Source organism: Blautia sp. An46, from assembly GCF_002161645.1.
Classification (GTDB): domain Bacteria; phylum Bacillota; class Clostridia; order Lachnospirales; family Lachnospiraceae; genus Blautia; species Blautia ornithocaccae.
The window spans coordinates 13,551-37,404 of sequence record NZ_NFIF01000023.1 but is presented as its reverse complement, the minus strand read 5'-3'; the positions used below and the strand labels follow the sequence as shown (position 1 = coordinate 37,404).

Genomic DNA, 23,854 nt, shown 5'->3' with positions numbered 1-23,854 from the left:
AAAAGGTCTGTATCCAGTATATCACAGATTCCCTGTTTCGTCTGCGTTCTTTTCTTTCTTAACAAGAGAATGGAAATACCACACCGGCGCTGCAAATACGGCTAAATAGATTACGTATCCGAAAAGGTCCAGCACTGCCTCAGCCAGATTCGGGCCTGTGCTCACTATGGCCAGAAACATTAGGATTCCTGATAAAAGAGCTGCTGTTTTTGTCATAATATTTTTCATAAAAGTTCTCTCCTTTTTTCTTTTCTATAAATGATCATAGTCCTTCTATGTTGCATTATCCTCTCATTTTGGAAAAATAATGTTGCAGTTCTGTTACTTCTCCAAAAAGGTTACAAAATCGAGAGATTTTATTTGAAAGTCTGAGACATTCCTGATAGGATTCTATGGTAGAGTAAATACAGTAAAAGTTATTCCCGGAAACTGCAGCTGTAAAGGAGGTTCTGATGAATAAGGGAAATATTATAGAAGTAATCGATCTGTGTAAATCTTATGGAAAGGGTTTTTCTCTGGTAAAAGCTCTGGACCATATTTCTTTGACAATAGAGGAGGGAACCTTCACTGCCATTGTGGGCGCCAGCGGAAGCGGAAAATCCAGCCTTCTTCATATGATGGGAGGACTGGACAGCCCGGACAGCGGCCAGGTCCTTGTGGCAGGAAGGGATCTATCCAGGCTTTCTCCGGAACAGGCTTCTATCTACCGCAGGAGAAATATTGGAATTGTATTTCAGAATTATAATCTGATCCCTATGCTGAATGTATATGAAAACATTGTCTTTCCTATAGAAATCGACGGAAACCAGCCGGACAGGGAATTTATTGAAGAAATCACCTGCTGGCTGGGCATCCAGGATAAGCTGGAGAGAAACGTGACTCAGCTCTCTGGAGGCCAGCAGCAGCGGGTAGCTATTGCCAGAGCTCTGGCGGTAAAGCCTTCTATCCTCCTGTGCGATGAACCTACGGGAAATCTGGATTCCCGCACCAGCCTGGAAGTAGTTGGACTTTTGAAATCTTCCAGTATGCGTTTTCATCAGACCATTGTTATGATCACCCATAATGATGAGATTGCACAAATGGCGGACCGGATCATTCATATTGAAGACGGTCATATCGTAAGAAGAAAGTGGGGAGAGCCATGTCTTTAATTGCCAATAATAATCAAAAGCCCACCTGGAAGCTGGTAGTCAAAACTCTGAAAGCCGATAAATTCCGGACCTTCTGTATTTTATTTGCCATCTGTACCTGTACCTTTGTTATGACCTTCCTTCCCTGTTTTAACACCCTGGATTATCTGGCTATATATGACGAATTCCGGGAACAGGAGCATGCTTCCTTCACTATGCTCAGTCAGGAAAATACGGCGGCATTATCTCAGGATTCCCATTTTGAAAAAACCGTTCTGGAAAAATACGGTGATTTCGGACGGTTGAATGGCGCTTATGCAAGGCCAGTGTACCAGCAGCTGGCAGGAAACGTTTCTTCCATTCATCAGATATTAAAAGGAAATTTCCCCCAGGATTCCCGGGATATCCTTATAGACAGTAATCTTGCCCAAAAGCTTCAGGCCGACCTTGGTGACAGTCTCACTTTTCAGGAAAAAGATGGAAATACCCAGGTATTTCAGGTATGCGGCATTACAGAGTCAGCCTCAGGAACCAGCGCACCTTGTTTTTATGTTTCCGATTCCTTTGCCCAGTCCAGTTCTATGTTTACTGGCAAAGATTTCAGTCTGAAAATATGGCTAAAGCCAGAATTCCTTACCAAAGGATTTGATAAAAATACTTCTCTGATCAGAGATCTGGCTCTGAAATATGGAATCCCGAAAAGCAACCTCTTTATTAATTACTGCAGTATCGATACCAACCCTCTCGGTCCCTCCATGGTTTTCATCTATATGCTTCTGGATCTTCTGGTACTGGTCATCGGACTGCTGGTGATCTACAGTATATTTTGTATTTCCATTATGTCCCGGATACGTGCCTTCGGGCAGATGCAGACTCTTGGCATGACCAGCCGTCAGATCCGGCGCATGGTAAATCAGGAAAGTTCTCTTTTATGCGTGGCAGGAAGCCTGGGCGGCATCCTTCCCGGTCTGCTCCTGGCAGGTATCGCAGCCCGTTACTGGAGTGCCCCTCACATGATCGGTACAGGGCTGGTCGTTCTGATCTGCTCTTATGTATTCATTATGGCCTTTTTACAGAAGCCTGCCAGGACGGCCTCACGGATCACTCCCTGGGAAGCGGTAAATTATCAGGAGGATCCTTTCTGTCCGGTTACTGGGAAACTTTCCTGCCGTCTGCTGGGCCATATGAGGGCGAAAAATAATCGTCAGAGGATGTTTCTCTCCCGTCTGTCCATGATCGTAGGAGGCATATTTTTTCTTCTGACGGCCACCTATATGTCCTATTATCATATAGATTCCCGGGCAAGATCCAGCTACTTTCAGAACGCAGATTATATTCTGAGCTATGACTCTCAGTATCTGGATTCCTCTGCCACAGAGCTTGTAGAATATCAGAAGCAGGATATTTTTAACCAGGATTTTTTAAGGTCCCTTGAAAATTTTCCCCAGGTAGACCGGGTGTTTCCCATCCATGAGGAATACGTAAACATTCTTACCAAATACGGTACGGAATCTTCTAATATGATTGCCTTTGATAAGGAAACCTTTGCTCTTATCCAGCCATATCTGAAAGACAGCCAGATCACCTATGAAGATCTGGTTCGGGAAGGAAGTATTCTTTTCAATCCCATTTATGACTATGAAACGGATTTTTCCCCAGGGAACAGCCTTACCCTCAGCTATTATGACGGAGAAGGATATCAGGAAAAAGACCTTCCTGTGGGGGCCATAATAGACCCGAAATTTTCACAGGATAATATTGAGCTGAACTCCAGTTTTCTGGTTCCTGCTCCTGTTTTTGAAGAACTGTATCCTGGCCTGAACACCATCAATCAGGTCTATATCCGCACAGAAGGACATACCCTGTCTCCGGATCTGGAAGAATATCTGAAAGACTTTATGGAGGACTGTCCTTTGATCCGTATGAGTTCTTTTGAAGATTATCAAAGGGAGCTTACACGGCAAAATAATCTTTTTATCCTTCTTTTTGCAGGGGCAACTCTCATCGTGATCATTTTCAGCGTTTTAAACCTTTTAAACGCTACTCTGAATAAAATGATCACCCAGAACCGGGAGCTGGCTCTCTTTGAAGCTGTGGGAATGAGCCGGAAGGAAATAAAAAAAATGCTTCTTTATGAATGTCTGTATATTTCCCGGATGCCCCTGATCATCTCCTGGATCACCGGAAGCCTGATCAGCTACCTGTTCTACATTTTTCTGGTCCGGACTCTGGAAGAGGCAGTTTCTTACGTCTTTCCCCTGTTTACCCTTTTGCTGTGGAGCGCCTTTGTACTGGCAGTTCCCAGTATGATCACCCTGCTGTGCTACCGGCATTTTACAAAGACCGGGCTTATGGAGCGTCTGAAAAGAGACAAATAAATCTTACGCAGGAATACAAAAGCGGCGTTTCCTATACTGTCTGAAGAAAAACCAGACAGTATGGAAACGCCGCTTTTTAATTCTTTTTCTTTTCAAAGACATTTGGAAGAAATACGGAAAATGTGGTTCCTTCTCCTTCTTTTGAGGATACTTTTATATACCCTCCCTGCCGGGTGATGATCTGTCGGCTGAGATACAGGCCGATGCCTACCCCCTCCTCCAGATGCACTTTTCCTTCCCGGTAAAACCGCTTAAAAATGTCTTCATAATGCTCTTTTGCGATACCGATCCCCGTATCGGAAATATCAATCTTTGTAAACATCTCCCAGGCCTCTGTAGATACAGAAATCCGGCATCCTTCCGGGGTATATTTTACTGCATTATCCAGGATATTAAACAAAGCCTCCTGGGTCCATTTTGCATCATGAAGCACCATCAGATCCTCATCGCAGCTGCACTCCAGTTCAATTTCTTTCTGTTCTGCCTTGGCCCCTGCCTGAGAAAGAGCCTGGAAAAGAGTGTCAAAAATCCTGGCCGGCTTTACCTCCAGATGAATCAGAGATGTCTCCAGCCGGGACATTTTCATAAGAGAATCTACCAGAAACTCCAGCTTTTTTACCTGGTTCTCAATAACCTGAGCAAACTGTTTCCGCTGCTCCTTGGAAAAGTTTCCAGAGTCCAGCATGGAGCTGTACATGGTGATATTAGCAATGGGAGTTTTCAGCTGATGAGAAATATCAGATACCATCTGCTGGATTTCCTGCTTTTGAAATTCCTGGGTGCTTAAAGAAGAATGAATCACATCTGACAGCTTATCCAGCTTCATTTCAATCTTGGAAGTAAGGGTATCTTCCTCTGGTCCCGGCTCCTGAAAATTCCCTTTGGTAAGCTCTTCTACCTGAGTGCATACCTTATCGGAAAATCCGATAAATGCCTTGCGGAAAACTCTATGTACCGCCAGGATCATCAGGATCATCACGATGCCGAAGCCATAGCATAAAAATGTGAAAAAGTCTCTTTTTCCAAAAAAAGCTGTGGCAGCCAGGAACAGGACACAGGCCCCTATGGCTACTGTCATAATAAGAGTATCTGCACTTATTCTTCTATTCATTCTGCACTCCTATCCACTGATAGCCCATGCCGTACAGTGTCTTGATATATTTATACTGGGCGTCTTTGATCTTTGCCCTTAATCTGCTGATATTAATAGTCAGGGTATGTTCGTCTACAAAGTTTCCCTCACTGTCCCACAGCTTTTCCAAAAGCAGATTTCTGGTAAGCGCCATATTTTCATTTTTAACAAATACATAGAGAAGCTTAAACTCTGTAGGCGTCAGTGCCAGCTTTTCACCTGATTTTGTTACAGTTCTGGTCTCGAAATCGATCACAAGATTTCCGCACCGGTAAATATGCTCTTCTTTATTTCCCATAGTCCTTCTCAGAACCGCCTGGATCCTCTGCATAGCGATCGGTACATTAAAAGGTTTCGTAATATAATCGTCTGCTCCCAGGGAAAAGCCTTCCATAACTTCCTCGTCCAGCTCGTGAGCTGTAATAAAGATCAGGGGCTTCCGGTTAAATCCCTGTATCTCTCTGGCAAAATCAAATCCATTGCCGTCAGGAAGATTTACATCCAGCAGCATAAGATCAAATTTCTGGGATTCTACCACCGGATAGGCGCTTTTCAGGTCATACACCGGTATGGTCTCATATCCTCCATTCTGAAGGTTAAAACAAAGTCCTCCATTTAAAAGCTGGTCATCCTCGATCACTAATATTCTGCTCATCTGTCTGCCCTCTCTACAAAAAAGTAAACGCCCATTACTCAGGCCCTCGGCATTTACATTGCCCATGTAATAAAATACTATCAAAAAATTCTCTGTCACGCAAGAATCCATTTATCTCTTTGCACAGACATTCTGATTCTGGCAGACAGCAGCCCAGGTCTTGCTTTAAATATAAATATAAAACCATAATTTTGCTCTTGCATTTTTCTGCCTGTTTTTATATGATGAATATGAAAATATCTAAAAACTTATCTTTTAAGCTTACAGCATTTCTAAATTTCGATTCCTTTTCAAAAATATTCATGTACTTTGACATTTTAATAAGACTTTACACCTGGCATGGTTGCATGCTACAATACATACACCTAAATAATAAGGGAGGGATTTTATGACAGATGGGCAAAAGTTAGATTTAATCTTGTCAAAGATGACAGATATGCAGAGCGATATCGGCAGCCTGAAAGCAGACGTTGCTACCCTTAAAGCAGATGTTGCTGGTCTCAAAACAGACGTTGCCGGTCTCAAAACAGACGTTGCTGGTCTCAAAACAGACGTTGCTGGTCTCAAAACAGACGTTTCCATTCTTAAAACAGATATGGAAAATGTTAAAAAAGAAATCTCGGAATTAAAGCATATGGATGCCATGATTTTTGATGAAGTAGAACGTGTACATGAAATTTTAAATGCACATACCGCCGATACCCTGCTTCATCAACCAACCTATATGTAAAAACTAAAGATACAGCCTCTATGTGTATCATGAGATAATCTCTCTTGTTCACAAAGAGGATAACAGGTGTAAAGTCTTATTTAACTGTCAAAGATTTTACACCTTTTTTGCATTTGACCTGCAGTTACAGACGCTCCTCCCCCGTTCACCCACACTTGTTGTGCCTGTCTTTGAGTGCTATAATATTGTGAGAGATACCAGGGGCAAAAGGTGGGAAATCGTCTTGTCCCTAGCACCTGGCCTTCAAAATTTTTTAGATGAGGTAAAAAACAGTGCTGGATTTTTTACGGGAAGAACACATTGATAAAGGGATTATCGAAGGGATCATGGAATTCCGGCAAAAATATGGCCAAGCTGAAGTATGCAGCCAGAGGGCTCCACGATATGTATACTATGGAAAAGAAGTCTGGGAACAGGCTTCCCAGGCTTTGCTCTGCGGCAAAAATCTCCTTCTGGCCGGCGCTAAGGCTACTGGAAAAAATATGCTGGCGGAAAATCTGGCAGAGGTCTTTGGCCGTCCAAGCTGGAATGTCTCCTTTCATATTAACATGGACGCCTCCTATATGATCGGAACGGACACCTTCCGGGAGGGGCAGGTAGTATTCCGCCCGGGACCGGTGTACGAAAGCGCCGATCAGGGCGGCTTCTGTATCCTGGATGAGATTAACATGGCCCGGAATGAAGCCCTTGCGGTACTCCACTCTGTTCTGGATTTCCGAAGGGTGATAAATGTCCCTGGCTACAGCCGGATTTCTGTTCATGAGGCAGCCCGGTTTATCGCCACAATGAACTATGGTTATGCCGGTACCAGGGACCTTAACGAAGCCCTGACTTCCAGGTTCATGGTCATACATATGCCGGAAATCTCCCAGGACAATCTGGAAAAACTTTTAAAACGGGAATTCCCTTCTATGAAAAACTCCTATATCCAGCAGTTTGCCGGGCTGTTCCAGGATATCGAAAAGAAGTGCAAAAACGGAGAACTGACCAGCCGGGTCCTGGATTTACGGGGACTTCTGGATGCCTTAAGCCTCATAGAAAAGGGCCTTTCCCCTCTGGCAGCCCTGGATATGGGAATCACCAACAAGACCTTTGACGCCTATGAACAATCTCTGATACAAGATGTGATCGCTTCCCGGATTTCCAGAAAGACAACTGCGGGAAGTATTTTTGCAGGATAAGAAAATGGCAGACAGAAGAATGTACACCTCCTGTCAGCGGCGGGCCATGAACATCATATGGACAGCTTCGGAAGAATATGATTTCCAGCCGGATTTCATGGCTTTCCGGCTTGATGGGGAACCAGATTTTTATATGAACTCTATTATCGGATATGTACGGAAATGGTATGACCAGGATATCATGAACCGGTTGTATTCTTCCGTACAGGAAGGGCTTTTTAAGGAGACCTACGACGGCCTTCTTTGGATTGCCCTGGAAAACTGCGCCTTTCTCAGGGAATCCCGGTATCGCCCGGTACTAAAAGAGCTACGGCTGGAACACGCCCGGGATTTTTTCCGTCAGGACGACCAGAAATCACGGCAGCAGTGGATGGCCCAGAACAGTCTGGTCTATGCTTTGGAATCTGCTAAATGGCGCCAGGTTCTGGGAAAAGAGCCTGGCCTTGTAAATCCCTGGGAGCGTCAGCTTTTTGCTGACCTTTTATACCCTGGTGACATCACTGCTCAGGAAATTTATGACCGGACTCTGGAGATTTTCCACCGATACTTCCGTTACCGCCGGGAACACTATCTGTCCGGATTTCTCACCGGAGTCCATGAAAGATTTTCCCACCGTTTTCTTCGGCGGCTGTCCCGCCGGCTGATCCGCAGCGACGATCTGAATATGGGACGGACCGGCAGTGCCGATGGCAGGATCACTGCCCTCCAGGGATTGGAACTTCTTCCCAAAAAACCTTCGGAAACTGCTGCTGATTATCAGTATATCCAAAGCTGCTTTGGACTTCCTTTGTATTCAGGGGAAGACTCTCTTCAGCTGGAAAATATTCTCTGTACTGACAGCCATGAGAACTGCCGCCTTTATTTCACAGAGGGAAAGCCGGCACCTGTAGAGGAAAAAAATGCCCTTGTGCAGAAATTTCTCCGGGATGCGGAGACACAAAGGAAGAAAAATGAAGCCTATTATCAAAGTAGGCGTGACTTTTGTCAAAACAGTATCCACCAGCTGACTCAGCAGATAAAAAACGCTATGCTGGTCTATCCTCAGCCCTTAAAAATACCCAGCCGCAGCGGCAGGATCTTTCCAAGAGAAATCTGGAAGGCCCTGGTGCTGGATGATGACCGTATATTTATGGAAACTACTGACGAGGAACAGCCCGATTTCTCTGTGGACCTGATGCTGGATGCCTCTGCATCCCGTCTGGGAAGCCAGGAGATTATTGCTCTCCAGGGATACATTATCGCCGAAAGCCTCCAAAAATGTGGAATTCCCCTTCAGGTCTATTCTTTTCTCAGTCTGAAAGGTTTTACTGTAATGCGACGTTTTCTAAGCTATGAGGACAAAGACTGTTCCAAAGAAATCTTTGATTATTGCGCCGCCGGATGGAACCGGGATGGACTGGCTTTCCGGGGTGCAGGACATCTCATGGAGTCCTCCCCAGCCGGAAACAGGCTCCTTATTGTCCTTACAGATGCCAGCCCTAATGATGATCGTCGGATTCCTCCAGATTCCTCAAAAGGGCGGGTTCTCAGCCAGGATTATTCAGGAAAACCGGGGATCGAAGATACTGCTTTGGAGGTTCACCGGCTGAAACAGGAGGGGATAAAAGTTATGGCTATCCTAAACGGCAGTGATGCCGACACCCTTGCCGCCACCAGGATCTATCAGCGGGATTATGTCCGGATAGAACAACTTGAGCAACTTTCTCAGGCCGCAGGAACCCTGATCCAGAAACAGATTCAGCAGCTTCACAGTTGAGCATTACTCATCCCAGCCTTCCGTAAAACGAATATTTACGGCGATGTTCCGGACTTGCTCTCCTTCCTGAAGTTCTATATCATGAATATCTGATACCGGAGGCAGATCCCCGTCTTCTGAAATTTCCAGGTACAGCCAGTCATAAGCTGCCTCATTGGCATTGTCTACTGCTTCTTCCAGAGTATCACCTGTTGCGTAGCAGCACTCCAGATCCGGGAAGGATGCCTGGAATTTTCCTTCCTCTGTTTTTCTGATCACTGCAGGATATATAAATTTCATAATAATATTCACTCCTCTTTTTCTGATATTGCAGCCCTTTGTGCATAGAGGTTCAACGACTGCACTGTACCAGTATACCACAAGCGGGGGAACAGGTGAATATTAAAGTTTCGTATAATAATTAATCATAGAGATATGGAGGGTTTTGAATTATGACAAAGATAACTTTAAATACCGGCAGCCTGTCTTTTCTAAGGGAAATGGACAGCCGGCTGATCTCCTACAACATAGAAATGACCGAAGTGACCGGAGGCACTTTCTGGAAACTTTATACTCCTGCCCAGATAGAAGGCAAAGAAGAAGTTCCCCAGCTTGCTGACCTGTCTCAAATGGGCTCTCTTCTGGAAATGTTTCCCCCTGCAGACCTTCGGGACCAACGGGCCCTGGAACTGGCCAAAGCCCTGGGGCCGGCATATATCCGGGTCAGCGGCTCCTGGGCCACCACTACCTATTATGATCTGGACGGCCATACCGGCGGAAAAGTGCCGGAAGGCTTCCACAGCATTCTCACCCGGGAACAGTGGGACCAGCTCCTGGACTTTGTAAAATATGTAGACGGAAAGCTGCTGATCTCTCCGGCTAACTGTGACGGCGTACAGAATCCCGATGGTACCTGGAACCCAGAACAGCTAAAGCTTATCCTGGACTACAGCCGGGACTATGGTGTTCCCATTTCCGCCGTAGAATTTATGAATGAGCCAAACACTACCATTCTGGGCGGGACACCTTCCAACTATACTCCGGAAGATTTCAGCCGGGACCAGGATCTCTGTTTCCGTTTTCTTAAAGAAAATTATCCGGATATCCTTACGGTGGGTCCCTGTTCCAGCGGAGAAAAATTCAGCCCCTATGTAGGCTATCACAACTTATCCGTGATTCCCTCGGAAGATCTCCTGGAAGGCTGCAAAGAGCAGGCAGATGTATACAGCTACCATATGTACAACTGCTTTTCTGAAAGAGGGGCTTTCCTGGGCATACACTGGCCGGGTGACAAGGCCCTTTCAGAAGAATACCTGGGGATTCCATGGGAAGCTGCCTGCTATTACAAGAAGCTGCGGGATCAATATTGTCCCGGTGCCCAGATGTGGGTCACAGAATCCGGCGATGCAGGCTGCGGAGGAAATACCTGGGCCTCCACTTTTCTGGACGTGATCCGCTCTGCCGATGAACTTGGACGTTTCTGCACAGTTACAGACGGGGTGATCTTCCACAACACCTTTATGGCTTCCGATTATGGATATCTGGACTTTGAAACCCATCTGCCCCGGCCCAATTACTGGCTTGCCCTGCTGTGGAACCGGCTGATGGGATCTAAAGTCTATGACTTGGGCCAGGAAATCCGAGAAGGGTTCCACTGCTATGTCCATTCCAGAAAAGACGGGAAAAAAGGGTATGCCTATATGATCGTCAATAACTCCCCTTCAGAGGCTGCACTCCTGGAAGTGCCATGGAGAGGTACTGTCTACACCCTGTCCGCTGAATATCTCCGCTCTCCCAGGATTCTTCTCAACGGAAAACCTCTGGAGCTCACAGGAACCGCACAGCTTCCTTCTCTTGAAGGATCTCCTGTAGAAGCAGGAACACTAACGCTGGCTCCTGCTACCGTGACTTTCCTTGTAACAGACTAAGTGTACTGTATCACTCACATTTCGCATAATGACTTGCCTGAACTTCCATCTGCGGCGTTGTCGTCAATCAGCGTATCCACCGCTACGCCTCATTCCTCCGCCTTGCAGAGTGGAAAGTTCATTTGTCGTCATTATGCTGAAAGTGAATGCTACAGTACACTAAGTCCGATTTTCTTTTATTCTTTTACGATCTTTACAGAACACTTATGGGATAACAGGAAATATCCTCCATAGATGGCTCCTGTAAGGGCCATGGTCACTGCCAGAGCAGTCCCGGAGCCCTTGGAACCATAGATAGAGAGCATTGTCCGGCATACCTGTATACCAAATATGGCATGTACTGCTGACAGAAGAAGGGGCAGCAGAAATAAAAGGCCATTCTGCCGTCTTAAAGCTCTTCGGATTTCTTTTTCTTCACAGCCCAGCTGCTGCAGTATCTGATACTTCTCTCTGCTGTCTGCACTGTCTGAAAGAATTTTCAGAGCCAGCACTGCAGAGCCGGAGATCAGAAAGCAGATTCCCAGATACAGGCCCAGAAAGATGTACATAGCGCTGGTGCCGATGCTGTCATCATAAATAGCAGACTGGGTAGTTACCTGTATCTTCCCATAGGTGCTCTGTTCCGGATTCAGTATCTGTGCAAAATTCTTGTCCATTTCCTGAGCAAATTCTTTGCTCTTATCCCGGTAATCTCCCATAACATAATTCTTATACTGTTCCTCTTCTCCCAGTTTTACAGAGTCCGGCACCAGAAAGATACCAGAGTTTTGCGGCTGGTAAGACATCAGAAGATAGCCGTCCTGACAGGTATTTTCTTTTGCATGATAGCCTTTTCCTTTAATGGTAATCTCCCGATCATCTGCAAGGCCTCTGTTCCGTATATACACAGCACCTTCCTGATCTGCTACGATCAGGTACTCATCTTCCTCCAGTTCATACTCTGGCATATGATAAACTCTGGCCGCCCTATTATAATCCCCCACCTTCATCACCTCTGCCTTCTGATTGTCATACTCCTCACCATAAGATTCACCAATCAAAGTATAGTTAGTCACCTCATCCAGATGATAGGTATAGACGCTGACCAGATCCTGAAAATCTTCCATAGAAATCCCACGGACTTCCATAATATCAAAAATGGACTGAGAATCTGTCATTTCTTTAGACATGGAAACAGACACCGGAGCCAGCTTTGCCGCTTCCTGATCCTTATATTCTTTTCTGGCAATGGCGGTAAACAAAAGACAGATGGTCATAAAGAGCAGCAGACAGATCACGCTGCAGGCCATTACCGTAGAATTCAGCTTATTGGAAAGCTCTCCCACTACAAAAGAATTCAGCCGCCGGTAGTACAGCTTTCTGAATTTTCCTGCTGCTGTCATAAGAAAACCGGACAATGACCAGAACACCAGAAAAGTTCCAAAGATCCCCAGGAGCACCTGGGTCAGTACATCTGTTTCTGTGGTCATAGCCTGCTGATTTGCAGTCACATTATAGTAGACAGTTCCCAGCATCACTACAGCCAGTAAAAATACCAGTCCGCTGAGAAGGGGCTTTTTCAGAAAGTTTTTCTCCTTTTTCCTTCCTGCAGTGAGAAACTCTGCCAGCCTGGCCCGGCTTACAGAAAGGGTATTAAAAATCATCACCACCAGATAGATCAGGAGAAAATACAAGATACTTTTCCCCACTGCCTGACCGGAAATCACAAATTCATATCTGGATACATCTGCCTGAAAAAGATTGGACACGATCAGAGACATCAGCTGGGAAATCCCCATTCCAGCCAGCAGACCCACAGCCAGGGAGATCAGTCCCATCCAGATAGTCTCCAGCCACAGCATAGCAGCCAGCCTGATACGTCCCATTCCCAAAGTAAGGTAGATGCCGAATTCCCTTTTCCGTTTTTTCAGCATAAACCTGCTGGCATAGACAATAAGGTATCCCAGGACCAGAGAGACAAAAATACTTACCCCGGACATGATCCCGTTCATAGAATCGATAATAGCTGCCTTTGTCTGGGAAACTTCCATCATAGCTGTCTGGGTTTCGATGGCATTGAAAATGTAGAAAACCGCTACTCCCAGGATCATGGTAAAAAAATAAATCGAATAATCCCGAATGCTCTTTCTGAAGTTTTTAACAGACAGACTAAACAACACGGCTCAGGTCACCTCCCAGTAATGCGATCACATGAATGATCTGGTCAAAAAATTCCTTCCGGCTGGATTCTCCCTTTCTCAGTTCATGGAAAAGTTTCCCATCTTTAAGAAACAGCACCCGTCCACTGTAGCTGGCACAGAGAGGATCATGGGTTACCATAAGAATCGTTGCCCCCAGCTCCTGATTCAGGAACTGCAGATTATCCAGAAGCATTCCTGCGCTTTGAGAATCCAGGGCTCCTGTAGGCTCATCCGCCAGGATCAGGGACGGGTTCGTTACAATGGCCCTTGCACAGGCACACCGCTGTTTCTGGCCGCCGGACATCTGGTAGGGATATTTTTTCAGTACCTCCTGGATATTCAGTTTCCGGGCAATCTCTTCTACCTTTCCGGGAATCCTGCCCGGCTTCTCATTCTGTATCTGAAGGGCCAGAGCGATATTGTCAAAACCGTTCAGCGTGTCCAGCAGGTTAAAATCCTGGAAAATAAAGCCCAGTTTCTCCCGACGGAATCTGGAAAGGCCTCTTCCTCTCAGCTTTGTCACATCTTTTCCCTCCACCAGGATATGACCGCCTGTTACCCGGTCTATGGTGGAAATGCAATTCAGAAGAGTAGTCTTTCCCGAACCGCTGGCCCCCATAACTGCCGTAAATTCTCCCTTTTCTACTGAAAAGCTGATATCATCTACTGCCTTGGTAAGGCTGGATTTGTTTCCGTAATATTTCATCATATGCTGGATTTCCAATAATTTCTCCACAGATTTTCCTCCTTTTTTCTTTTCTGCACAGAATAGAAGGGATTCCACGACTCCTTTCTTATTCTGTCCTATACTGTCTCTATTATAGAAAAAGGCTCTTCCCCCATCCATGGATTTCCATTACTTAATCTTACATCTCTGTAAGGTTGGTAAAATCTTATAGCAGAAAAAAGATGGCCTTGATATGCATTTGCAGATCTAAGCCATCTCTGTATGTTTATCCTGTCCAAATTCTATAAATATCTCCGTATAAACTCCTTTTTCAGATTCTGCCCAGATCCGGTGTCCCAGTCTGTGGCAGAGTTTTTTGCACAGATACAGTCCCATGCCCGTAGAACTCTGTCCCCTTCTTCCATTTTCTCCGGTAAAGGAATGTTCGAAGATACGGGGAAGATCTGCCTTTTGGATTCCCATACCATTGTCCCACACAGACAGCAAAGTTCCCCTGGAAGTCCTGCTGCTGCGGATCCGTATACAGGCCTCCTCTTCTCTTTTGTATTTCACACTGTTGCTCAGAAGCTGGCCCAGAATAAAGCTCAGCCATTTTTCATCTGTCAGCACCGGAATATCTTCTGTCTCCTGAATGATCCGGATATGGTTCAGGATCAGACTGTCCCGGTTTCTGGAAATGGCCTGGTCTGTTACCGCCTTCAGAGAATATTCCCGGATCACATAATCCTTTTCCGGAACCTGGCTTCTGAGATAGTAGAGAACCTGTTCCACATAACTGTCTATCCTGGAAACCTGTTCTTTCATAACCCTGGAGGTCTCACCTCTGTCCTTGTGGAGAAGAAGCCTCATACTGGCAATGGGCAGCTTCACTTCATGGATCCAGGTCTCCACATACTGTTTAAAGGCATTGTTTCTCCTCTGCTGTTCAAAAATCTGATCGCTCATGGCCTTTCCCATCTGTTCCACAGTGTTATAAAGAATCCTTCCCTCCAGAAATTCCGGTTTCTTTATCATTTCCTGGATAAGGTATTTTTCTTCCAGGTTCCCCATCTTTTCTTCCAGCTCCCGGTAGAACCTGTTCTTCCTCATATAATCCCAGGAAAGCGTTCTCACAAGTCCCAGCAGCCAGATTCCCAGTGTCAGGATCATCAGCTCTGCCTGGACCTGGAAAAAATACATTACCAGCTCTGTCAGCCCCGCTGTAAGCAGCCACAGAAGGACCAGTCTCCAGTTGTCTTTCAAATATGCCCTTTTCTTCATTCCACTCTCCCCTGTCCGCTGATGGGGCTCAGTTTTGAAGTGCCATCTATGAAAGCCCCACGGATTGCTTCGTGCCTTGCACCGCAGGTCTCTGCTTTGAGACTGGGCTTTCATAGTAAGATGTACCCTTGTCCTCTTCTGGTTTCTATGGCATTCCGGATGCCTGCTTCTTCCAGTTTTTTTCTGAGCCGGTTGATATTTACTGTCAGGGTATTATCGTCTACAAAATCGTTGCAGTCCCAGAGATAATCCATAAGTTCGTCTCTGGACACGATCCGTCCCTGGTTTTTTACCAGGTAATAAAAAATAGAAAATTCGTTTTTGGACAGCACCCGTTCTTCCCCTTCATGGGTCATGGTGCCGCGCAGGAGGTTCAGTGTAATCCCTCCCCAGGTCACTTCCTCCTGAGGCGTTTCAGGCTGGATCCTCCGGAATACTGCCTCCAGTTTCAGCAGAAGAAGGGTAGGATTATAGGGCTTTGTAATATAATCATCTGCTCCGTAGCTCATGGCCAGGATCTGGTCCATATCTCCCTCTCTGCTGGTAACCATGATCACCGGAATCTGGGATTTCTGCCGCAGATTTCTCAAAATCTCCTGTCCATTGGTTCCTGGAAGGAGAATATCCAGCAGCACCATATCCGGGCCGGCCCTTAAAATTTCTTCCTCAACATTGGAAAAATCCTCTAAACAGCAGGTCCCATATCCATTTTCTTCCAGAAGGCTTTTCAGAGCTTTCCTCAATACCCTGTCGTCCTCCACCACAGCAATTTTCTTCATTCCTGCCCACCTCTGCTTCTGCGGCTTTTTGCGCCGCTGTGTCCTATTTTTCGGTTTCCGGCGAAATTCCCCGCCTGATCTTCGGCGTCCACAGCCGGATTTCCCCTGTTTCCAGACTTTGCTTCACATCGATGATCCTCTGGTTTGAAGATCCTCTGAATACAAGGCGTATATCTTTCAGCGTCTCTACAAACCGCCCGTCTACCAGCACATCTATCCTGGACAGCATTTCATCTGTATAGCCGCACCTTGCCCGGCTGGGATTCAGCAGTTCTTTGTCAAAAAGATATCCGCTGTAACACCAGACAGTTTTCTCCGGATAAAGTTTCTTCACCTTTCTGAGAAGTTCTGTAAGGACCTCTTGATTTTCCGGCTCAAAAGGCTCTCCTCCAAGGAGGGAAAGGCCATCAATATAATCCGGCCTGAGGAGTTCCAGAAGCTGTTTCTCTGTTTCCTCTGTAAATTCTTTTCCATAACTAAAATCCCATGTAGCCTGGTTAAAGCAGCCCGGACAGTGATGTCTGCAGCCGGAAACGAAGAGGGAGACCCGAACTCCCTCTCCGTTTGCAATGTCACATTTCTTTATTTCCCCGTAATTCATATTATAAATGCAGCACCCTTTCTCTGATTTCCTGGGTCCTTCCCTGGTTCCAGAACTGTGTTCCAATATAACCGCAGGTACGTCTTGCCACATTCAGGGTATCCTGATTCCGATTGCCGCAGTTGGGGCATTCCCACTCCAGCTTTCCGTCTTCATTGGTCACGATCTGGATTTCTCCGTCATAACCGCATTCCTGACAGTAATCGCTTTTTGTATTTAACTCTGCGTACATGATATTGTCGTAGATAAAACGGATCACCTGGAGCACTGCCGGAATATTATCCTGCATATTCGGCACCTCCACATAGCTGATGGCGCCTCCTGTGGAAAGAGCCTGGAACTGAGCCTCAAATTTCAGTTTTGAAAAGGCATCGATTTCCTCGCTGACATGTACATGGTAGCTGTTGGTAATATAGTTCTTATCTGTCACTCCGGGAACAATGCCGAATCTCTTCTGAAGACATTTTGCAAATTTATAAGTAGTACTCTCAATAGGAGAACCGTAAATGCTGAATCCAATATTGGTCTCTTCTTTCCATTTCTCGCAGACTTCATTCATATGCTTCATGACCTGAAGGGCAAAAGGTGTTGCCTCCGGGTCTGTATGAGATTTTCCTGTCATGTATTTCACACATTCATACAGCCCTGCATACCCCAGAGAAATAGTAGAGTAACCTCCGTATAACAGCTTATCAATGGTCTCCCCTTTTTTCAGCCGGGCCAGGGCGCCATACTGCCAAAGGATAGGCGCTGCATCTGATAAGGTTCCTTTCAGACGGTTATGCCTGCACATCAAAGCCCGGTAGCAGAGGTCCAGTCTCTCGTCAAAAATCTTCCAGAATTTATCTTCATCGCCGCCGGAAGACAGAGCCACGTCCACAAGGTTAATGGTGACAACTCCCTGATTAAATCGTCCATAGAACTTATAGTTGCCCTCCTCATCTTTCCAGGGACTCAGGGCGCTTCTGCAGCCCATTACCGGGAAGCAGTTTCCTTCCTTAAGCTCTTTCATCTTCTTCTCGGAAATATAATCCGGCACCAGACGTTTTGCCGTACATTTTGCAGCAAGCTCTGTAAGATAGTAGTAAGGATCTCCTTCCTGGAGATTATCTTCTTCCAGAACATAGATCAGTTTCGGAAATGCCGGGGTCACCCAGACTCCCGCCTCATTCTTTACACCTTTGTATCTCTGTTTCAGAGTTTCCTCTATGATCATTGCCAGGTCCTTTTTCTCGGCCTCTGTCTTTGCTTCGTTAAGATACATGAATACTGTAAGGAAGGGGGCCTGGCCGTTTGTTGTCATCAGTGTGATCACCTGGTATTCGATGGTCTGAACGCCCTTTGTAATCTCCTTTTTCAGCCGTCCCTCAACGATCTGATTTAAAATATCATCTGAGTAGTCCACGCCGATGAGTTTCATTTCCTGAAGAACTTCTGTCCGAATCTTATCCCTGGATACCTGGACAAAAGGCGCCAGATGTGTGAGAGAAATACTCTGTCCTCCATACTGGTTGCTGGCTACCTGAGCAATGATCTGTGTGGCAATGTTGCAGGCTGTTGAAAAGCTGTGGGGCTTCTCGATCATAGTGCCGCTGATCACCGTACCGTTCTGGAGCATGTCTTCCAGATTGACCAGGTCGCAGTTGTGCATATGCTGGGCGTAATAATCGGAATCGTGGAAATGAATGATCCCCTGATGGTCTGCCTCTACAATATCTTCCGGCAGCAGCATTCGCTGTGTCAGGTCCTTGCTGACTTCTCCTGCCATATAATCCCTCTGTACACTGTTGACTGTAGGATTTTTATTGGAATTTTCCTGCCGGACCTCCTCATTATTACATTCGATCAGTGAAAGGATCCGGTTGTCTGTGGTATTCGCCTTACGTACCAGAGAACGTTTATAACGGTATCTCACATACTGTCTGGCCAGCTCAAATGCCCCTGTAGCCATAATCTGATTTTCAACCATATCTTGGATTTCTTCCACAGCCACTGCCCGGTTCAGCTTATTACATTTGAACTCCACAAATTCTGCAATGTCCTCAATCTGGGCGTCTGTCAGGCTTCTGGTCTCTGATGAACTGTCTGCCTTCCTGACTGCCGCTTCGATTTTCTTTACGTCAAATGCTTCTTCCGAACCATTTCTCTTAATAATCTTCATATCTTTTTTCTCCTTGCTGTATCTATCTGAAATGACCTGGTTATACTTCATATATTGGTCCAAGGCCTATTCTAATACAAAATATAGTATAGCGCAATACCCAAAATACATTATCCTGTGTTTTTAAAAACTGTTCAGCTATGAGCTCAGACGCACAAAACAGGCCTAAAACCTGTTCCGGAAAGCTCCGGCACCAGTTTCAGGCCTGCCCTTATTTTTTCCGTATTCTTCTGTATCTCTTATACAAACTGATTTCTGGCTCTGTCATACTCGTAGTCAATCCCCGCCAGCTTTGTCTTAATCTCTTCTGGATTCAGTCCTTTGTCCTCACACATAGAAGAAAAGGATGCATAGAAATCACGAAGCTGGGTATTTACATAGCTTAAAAGCATTACCGGATCCTTGGGTATCATGGTCTTCCTCCTTTAATCCCGGATATTCACTGGAGCCGTTTCAGTCTTCCAAAAGCCAACAGCCTCCTGAAGCATCAATTCTCAGGAGTATCCTGAACAGATTCCCTGTGAGCCGTAAGCTGGCCGTTCTCCAGATCTATGATGATCCTGTCATCTGCTCTTACGTCTCCGGAAAGGATCAGTCTTGCAGTAAGAGTTTCCACATACTTCTGTACATACCGTTTCAGAGGGCGGGCGCCGTAGACAGGGTCGTATCCGCCTTCAATAATATAATCTTTTGCGGCATTTGTCAATTCTATAGATAATTCCTGGTCTCTCAGTCTCTTATTAAGATCTGCCATGAGCAGGTCTACGATACCGCCGATATTCTCTTTGGTAAGAGGCTTAAACATGATGATCTCATCTAGGCGGTTCAAAAATTCCGGACGGAAATGGGCCCGCAGGTCCTTCTCCACCATATCCCGGGCCTCCTGTCTGATCTCACCATTTTCCTCAATGCCCTCCAGCAGATAGGTAGAGCCAATATTAGAGGTCATAATAAGGATGGTATTCTTAAAGTCCACAGTCCTGCCCTGAGAATCTGTGATACGTCCATCATCCAGCACCTGTAAAAGCACATTAAACACGTCAGGATGGGCCTTCTCGATCTCATCAAAAAGGACTACGGAGTAAGGTTTTCTTCTCACTGCTTCTGTAAGCTGTCCTCCCTCTTCGTATCCTACATATCCCGGAGGCGCTCCGATCAGTCTGGACACAGAATATTTCTCCATATATTCACTCATGTCGATGCGGACCATATTCTGCTCATCATCAAAAAGAGTAGCCGCCAAAGTCTTAGCCAGCTCTGTCTTACCAACGCCAGTAGGGCCAAGGAACAGGAAGGAACCGATAGGCTTGGTAGGATCCTTAATGCCTGCCTTAGAACGGATAATGGCGTCTGTCACCTTAGAAACGCCCTCGTCCTGTCCGATTACACGTTTGTGAAGCTCATCTTCCAGATGAAGGATCTTGGTACGCTCTCCCTCAGTAAGTTTTGCCACAGGAATTCCCGTCCACCGGGAAATGATCCTGGCAATCTCATCTTCCGTCACGCTTTCGTGAACCAGAGACAGATCCTGGTTCTTTGCTTTTTCTTCCTCTATTTCCAACTGTTTCTGCAGCTTGGGCAGTTCTCCGTACTGAAGCCTTGCTGCCTCGTTCAGGTCATAGTCTCTCTGGGCTTTCTGGATCTGGTTATTCATATCTTCAATCTGCTCCCGCAGTTTCTGAAGATGCTCTACTGTAGTTTTCTCATTATCCCACTGAGCTTTCTGACTGTTAAACTGGTCCTTCAGTTCCGCCATTTCCTTCTGGAGCTCTACTAGCCGGTCCTGGCTGAGACGGTCATTTTCTTTCTTAAGAGCCGCCTCTTCGATCTCCATCTGCATGATCTTCCGACGCAGTTCATCCAGCTCTGCAGGCATGGAATCCAGTTCTGTCTTGATCAGGGCGCAGGCTTCATCTACCAGGTCAATAGCCTTATCCGGCAGGAACCTGTCGGAAATATACCGGTCAGAAAGAGTAGCCGCAGCTACCAGGGCGCTGTCTGTGATCTTTACCCCATGGAAGACCTCATAACGTTCTTTCAGACCACGGAGAATGGAAATAGTATCCTCCACTGTAGGTTCGTCAACCATAACCGGCTGGAACCTTCTCTCCAGAGCAGCATCTTTTTCAATATATTTCCGGTATTCATCAAGAGTAGTCGCACCGATACAGTGAAGCTCTCCTCTTGCCAGCATAGGCTTCAGCATATTTCCCGCATCCATGGCTCCGTCAGTCTTTCCGGCTCCTACGATCAGGTGGAGCTCATCAATAAACAGGATAATCTGGCCTTCGCTTTTCTTAACCTCTTCCAGAACGGCTTTCAGCCTTTCCTCAAACTCACCTCTGTACTTGGCTCCTGCCACCAGAGCCCCCATATCCAGAGCAAAGATTTTTTTATCTTTCAGTCCCTCAGGCACGTCTCCCTGGACAATCCTCTGAGCCAGACCCTCAACGGCTGCAGTTTTACCTACTCCTGGTTCACCGATGAGCACCGGGTTGTTCTTGGTCTTTCTGGAAAGGATCCGGATCACATTCCGGATCTCACTGTCCCGTCCGATTACCGGGTCCAGCTTCTGCTCTCTGGCTTTTTCCACCAGATCCTGTCCGTATTTATTCAAAGTGTCATAAGTGACCTCCGGGTTATCTGTAGTCACTCTCTGATTGCCTCTTACTGTACTTAAAGCCTGTAAAAACCGTTCCTTGGTAATCCCGTATTCCTGCCACAGTTTCTTCATAGAAGGACTGGGATTATCCAACAGAGCCAGAACCAGATGTTCTACAGAGACATATTCGTCTCCCATAGCTTTTGCCTCATCCTCTGCACTTACCAGGGCTTTATTCAAATACTGGCCGATATAGGGCTGTCCTCCTGAAACCTTTGTCCTGGCATTCAGAGCCTGTTCTACTCTTGTAAGAAAATGTTCCTTCTGAATCTCCATTTTCTCAATAAGCTTTAATGTCAGACTGTCCTCCTGATGCAGAAGATTATAGAGCAGATGCTCCTGTTCAACCTCCTGATTGCCAAACTCATATGCTGTCTTCTCCAAATCCTGAACAGCCTGAAGCGATTTCTGCGTGAATTTACTGATATTCATACAAATCCCCTCCATTGTCTTATGAAATAGCCTGCTGTGCAGGCCTGGTTTTCTTGTTCTAGTGTTAATATAACACCTGTTGTTAGCAGTGTCAAGACTTGAGTGCTAAAATTTTTTGAAAATTTCGAACTAAAATTTCGCCATCCTTTTTATATGCCAAAAGCCGGTCTAAACGGCTGTACTCCGTTTAAACCGGCTCTCCTTTTTTCCAGGAAGTTGCTGAAATTCCTTTAAATGCCAATGAATTCCGTAATTACTTTGGCTGAAAGTTCTGCATTGGTTATAACTGACGGGTGTCCTCCAGTCTTAAAAATATGTACTCGCCCCTGCTGTACCTGCCGGCTCATTTCTGCGTATTCTTCCGGTAGATTTTTACGGCACATATCGTCCTCTAAGCTTCCCATAAAGAGAACAGGCATATGTAAAGTTTCTAAAGGTTTACAGAATAAAGGGCTTCTGTTTACTGCACATTCTATCAGTGCCTGTGTATTAAGGTCTACAACCCTTTCCCAATCTTCGCCCTGACACCATTCATAAAACTGCCTTGCATAGATATCTTGTTTCGCAGTTTCCCGTTCTTTTAATAAATTCACTGTAAAATCTTCATTTAAAGTTCTTCCATCAAAACTATCGGCAATGACCTTATCTATAAGGTCGGGGCGCTTCAATGCCGTATTTACGGCAACCCATGCTCCGCCGCTTGTCCCCAAAAGATTTACTTTCTCAATCTTTAAGTATTCAATAAGTGCGATTACCTGTTCAGCCTCAGCAGTCCAGAGATTTTCCGGAAACCTGTCAACTCTGTCTGATTGCCCGTTTCCCAAAAAATCCAGCAGGATAACTCGATAGTTTTCCTGATACAGCGGTAATATAAACTCAAACATAAGAGAGGAAGCAGTATCTCCATGGAGCATGATAAGGGGGGTTCCCCCTCCAGTTTCCTTATAAAAAATCTTTTTTGACTGATAATAAAAATATGGCATTCATAACCCTCCTAATCATTTCATCTTCTTAAATGATCAGCAAGGCGTAATAACAAAGGATACACCTTGCTATTACAATACTGTAAAGATACCCATACCTCATTTCTCCTTTCTGCTTACTCTATATCAATCAGCTTATCCTTATCATAATATTTTTCATCTTCTTCCGTAATCTCCCGGTAGACTTTACAGGGATTTCCAAAAGCAATCACATTGGCGGGAATGTCTTTTGTCACCACGCTTCCGGCTCCGATAATGCTGTTCTCTCCTATAGTCACTCCCGGCATGACCATGGTGTTTGCCCCGATCCAGACGCCGCTTCCCACTTTAACCCTCTTATTGTACTGTGCCTCTTTTGCCCGAAGTCTGGGGGATACGGGATGGGTGCCTGTACAGAGAACCACATTAGGTCCAATCATCACATGATCGCCGATTTCAATAACTGCATCATCTACCAGCACCAGATTAAAATTGGCGTATACATGGTCGCCCATATATACATTCTTTCCTCCCCAGTTGGCGTAGAAAGGCGTTTCAATATAGCTGCTTTCTCCAATTTTGCCGAACATTTTTTTCAGAAGAGCTTTCTTTTCTTCTCCTTTGCTGGGTGGAAGATGGTTGTATTCAAATACCATATCCAGATACTTTCCCTGTTCTTTCATCAGCTCTTCATTGTCACAATAATACAGTTTTTCATGATGGATTCTGTATAAAGTTTCTTCTAAATTCATAGGACCTCCTGAAGCAAATACTCTCTCTGACATCAACATATCACATTTTTCTTTCATGCTCAAGTACAAGTCTCCATTATAGCCTCAAAGCTTCTTAAAGGCCCTCTCAATACTCTATTCCTGAAAGTCTTTCCATCTTTTCCTGAGCCAAATGATTGAACAGTGCAATGATCCTGCCTACGCCGATAACTGCCAAAACCGTACCAATTCCCACGCCTATCAGTTGTCCCCGGAGGCTGAGTCCCAGAACAATCGTAATTGTAATATTAAAGAGATCAAAACAATTTTTAGTATATCCTACATTCTTATGTATTATATCTGCAATAGCCTGAACAATACCGTCTCCGGGATTTGGAACCAGCCTCATATCCAGTGACAGGGCAGCTCCAATACCTGTAAGGATAATGGCCAGGAGCAGCACCAGAAACCGGATGATGATTTGTCCGCTATTTTCGGCGTTCGAGGAAAATTCCGGCAATATGGAGCCGAATATATATTCAAAGTCAGT

At 45.6% G+C, this 23,854-nt stretch carries 21 protein-coding genes; 6 read left to right on the top strand and 15 right to left on the bottom strand.

The window, feature by feature from the left end; translation table 11 throughout:
- Nucleotides 1-21: 21 nt before the first annotated feature.
- Nucleotides 22-228: a hypothetical protein gene (locus B5G00_RS15920; protein WP_087274519.1), complete on the bottom strand. Its 207-nt coding sequence runs from the start codon at nt 226-228 to the stop codon at nt 22-24.
- Nucleotides 229-452: 224 nt separating this feature from the next.
- On the opposite strand from B5G00_RS15920, the gene B5G00_RS15915 reads away from it, so the two are divergent.
- Nucleotides 453-1,151, top strand: coding sequence for an ABC transporter ATP-binding protein (locus B5G00_RS15915; protein ID WP_087274517.1), 699 nt, complete (start codon nt 453-455; stop codon nt 1,149-1,151).
- Nucleotides 1,142-3,508 (top strand): ABC transporter permease, encoded by a 2,367-nt coding sequence (locus tag B5G00_RS15910; RefSeq protein WP_087274515.1) that lies wholly within the window; start codon nt 1,142-1,144, stop codon nt 3,506-3,508. Before B5G00_RS15915 ends, B5G00_RS15910 begins: the two co-directional genes overlap by 10 nt.
- Before the next feature lie 76 nt (nt 3,509-3,584).
- On the opposite strand, the gene B5G00_RS15905 is transcribed toward B5G00_RS15910, so the two are convergent.
- Together B5G00_RS15905 and B5G00_RS15900 are read right to left on the bottom strand one after the other, a co-directional pair.
- On the bottom strand, nt 3,585-4,619 hold the full coding sequence (locus B5G00_RS15905; RefSeq protein WP_087274513.1) for a sensor histidine kinase: 1,035 nt from the start codon (nt 4,617-4,619) through the stop codon (nt 3,585-3,587).
- Nucleotides 4,612-5,295 (bottom strand): response regulator transcription factor, encoded by a 684-nt coding sequence (locus B5G00_RS15900; RefSeq protein WP_087274579.1) that lies wholly within the window; start codon nt 5,293-5,295, stop codon nt 4,612-4,614. The genes B5G00_RS15905 and B5G00_RS15900 overlap by 8 nt, the downstream gene beginning before the upstream one ends.
- Nucleotides 5,296-5,683: 388 nt before the next feature.
- Between B5G00_RS15900 and B5G00_RS15895 the strand changes: the two genes are divergently transcribed.
- From B5G00_RS15895 to B5G00_RS15885, 3 genes are all read left to right on the top strand, one after another.
- Complete coding sequence (locus B5G00_RS15895; protein WP_087274510.1) at nt 5,684-6,025, top strand: hypothetical protein; 342 nt, start codon at nt 5,684-5,686, stop codon at nt 6,023-6,025.
- Between the two features lie 326 nt (nt 6,026-6,351).
- Nucleotides 6,352-7,206: an AAA family ATPase gene (locus tag B5G00_RS15890; protein ID WP_087274577.1), complete on the top strand. Its 855-nt coding sequence runs from the start codon at nt 6,352-6,354 to the stop codon at nt 7,204-7,206.
- A gap of 4 nt (nt 7,207-7,210) precedes the next feature.
- Nucleotides 7,211-8,962 carry a hypothetical protein gene (locus tag B5G00_RS15885; RefSeq protein ID WP_140403175.1) on the top strand — a complete coding sequence of 584 codons (1,752 nt, stop codon included), beginning with the start codon at nt 7,211-7,213 and terminating at the stop codon, nt 8,960-8,962.
- 3 nt (nt 8,963-8,965) lie between these two features.
- On the opposite strand, the gene B5G00_RS15880 is transcribed toward B5G00_RS15885, so the two are convergent.
- Nucleotides 8,966-9,241, bottom strand: a complete 276-nt coding sequence (locus tag B5G00_RS15880) for a type II toxin-antitoxin system HicB family antitoxin (protein WP_087274506.1) — start codon at nt 9,239-9,241, stop codon at nt 8,966-8,968.
- Between the two features lie 152 nt (nt 9,242-9,393).
- Between B5G00_RS15880 and B5G00_RS15875 the strand changes: the two genes are divergently transcribed.
- Nucleotides 9,394-10,869, top strand: a complete 1,476-nt coding sequence (locus tag B5G00_RS15875) for a beta-glucuronidase (protein WP_087274504.1) — start codon at nt 9,394-9,396, stop codon at nt 10,867-10,869.
- Between the two features lie 176 nt (nt 10,870-11,045).
- Here the strand turns inward: B5G00_RS15875 and B5G00_RS15870 are convergent, their stop codons facing one another.
- The 11 genes from B5G00_RS15870 to B5G00_RS15820 form a co-directional block, all read right to left on the bottom strand.
- Nucleotides 11,046-13,028 carry an ABC transporter permease gene (locus tag B5G00_RS15870; protein WP_087274502.1) on the bottom strand — a complete coding sequence of 661 codons (1,983 nt, stop codon included), beginning with the start codon at nt 13,026-13,028 and terminating at the stop codon, nt 11,046-11,048.
- Nucleotides 13,018-13,785, bottom strand: coding sequence for an ABC transporter ATP-binding protein (locus tag B5G00_RS15865; RefSeq protein WP_087274575.1), 768 nt, complete (start codon nt 13,783-13,785; stop codon nt 13,018-13,020). Before B5G00_RS15865 ends, B5G00_RS15870 begins: the two co-directional genes overlap by 11 nt.
- Nucleotides 13,786-13,983: 198 nt before the next feature.
- Nucleotides 13,984-14,997 (bottom strand): sensor histidine kinase, encoded by a 1,014-nt coding sequence (locus B5G00_RS15860; protein WP_087274499.1) that lies wholly within the window; start codon nt 14,995-14,997, stop codon nt 13,984-13,986.
- 110 nt (nt 14,998-15,107) lie between these two features.
- Nucleotides 15,108-15,776 carry a response regulator transcription factor gene (locus B5G00_RS15855; RefSeq protein WP_087274497.1) on the bottom strand — a complete coding sequence of 223 codons (669 nt, stop codon included), beginning with the start codon at nt 15,774-15,776 and terminating at the stop codon, nt 15,108-15,110.
- Nucleotides 15,777-15,819: 43 nt separating this feature from the next.
- Nucleotides 15,820-16,377 (bottom strand): anaerobic ribonucleoside-triphosphate reductase activating protein, encoded by a 558-nt coding sequence (nrdG, locus tag B5G00_RS15850; RefSeq protein ID WP_087274495.1) that lies wholly within the window; start codon nt 16,375-16,377, stop codon nt 15,820-15,822.
- A gap of 1 nt (nt 16,378) precedes the next feature.
- A complete protein-coding gene (gene nrdD / locus B5G00_RS15845; protein WP_087274493.1) occupies nt 16,379-18,538 on the bottom strand; it encodes an anaerobic ribonucleoside-triphosphate reductase in 2,160 nt (719 codons plus the stop codon).
- 239 nt (nt 18,539-18,777) lie between these two features.
- Entirely contained in the window at nt 18,778-18,951 is a 174-nt protein-coding gene (locus B5G00_RS15840) for a DUF4250 domain-containing protein (RefSeq protein WP_087274491.1), read from the bottom strand.
- A gap of 74 nt (nt 18,952-19,025) precedes the next feature.
- Nucleotides 19,026-21,632: an ATP-dependent chaperone ClpB gene (gene clpB / locus B5G00_RS15835; RefSeq protein WP_087274488.1), complete on the bottom strand. Its 2,607-nt coding sequence runs from the start codon at nt 21,630-21,632 to the stop codon at nt 19,026-19,028.
- Nucleotides 21,633-21,862: 230 nt separating this feature from the next.
- Nucleotides 21,863-22,615, bottom strand: a complete 753-nt coding sequence (locus B5G00_RS15830) for an alpha/beta fold hydrolase (RefSeq protein WP_087274486.1) — start codon at nt 22,613-22,615, stop codon at nt 21,863-21,865.
- A 116-nt stretch (nt 22,616-22,731) separates the two neighbouring features.
- On the bottom strand, nt 22,732-23,346 hold the full coding sequence (locus B5G00_RS15825) for a sugar O-acetyltransferase (RefSeq protein WP_087274573.1): 615 nt from the start codon (nt 23,344-23,346) through the stop codon (nt 22,732-22,734).
- A gap of 106 nt (nt 23,347-23,452) precedes the next feature.
- Nucleotides 23,453-23,824, bottom strand: a complete 372-nt coding sequence (locus B5G00_RS15820) for a DUF6198 family protein (protein ID WP_087274484.1) — start codon at nt 23,822-23,824, stop codon at nt 23,453-23,455.
- Between the last annotated feature and the right edge of the window lie 30 nt (nt 23,825-23,854).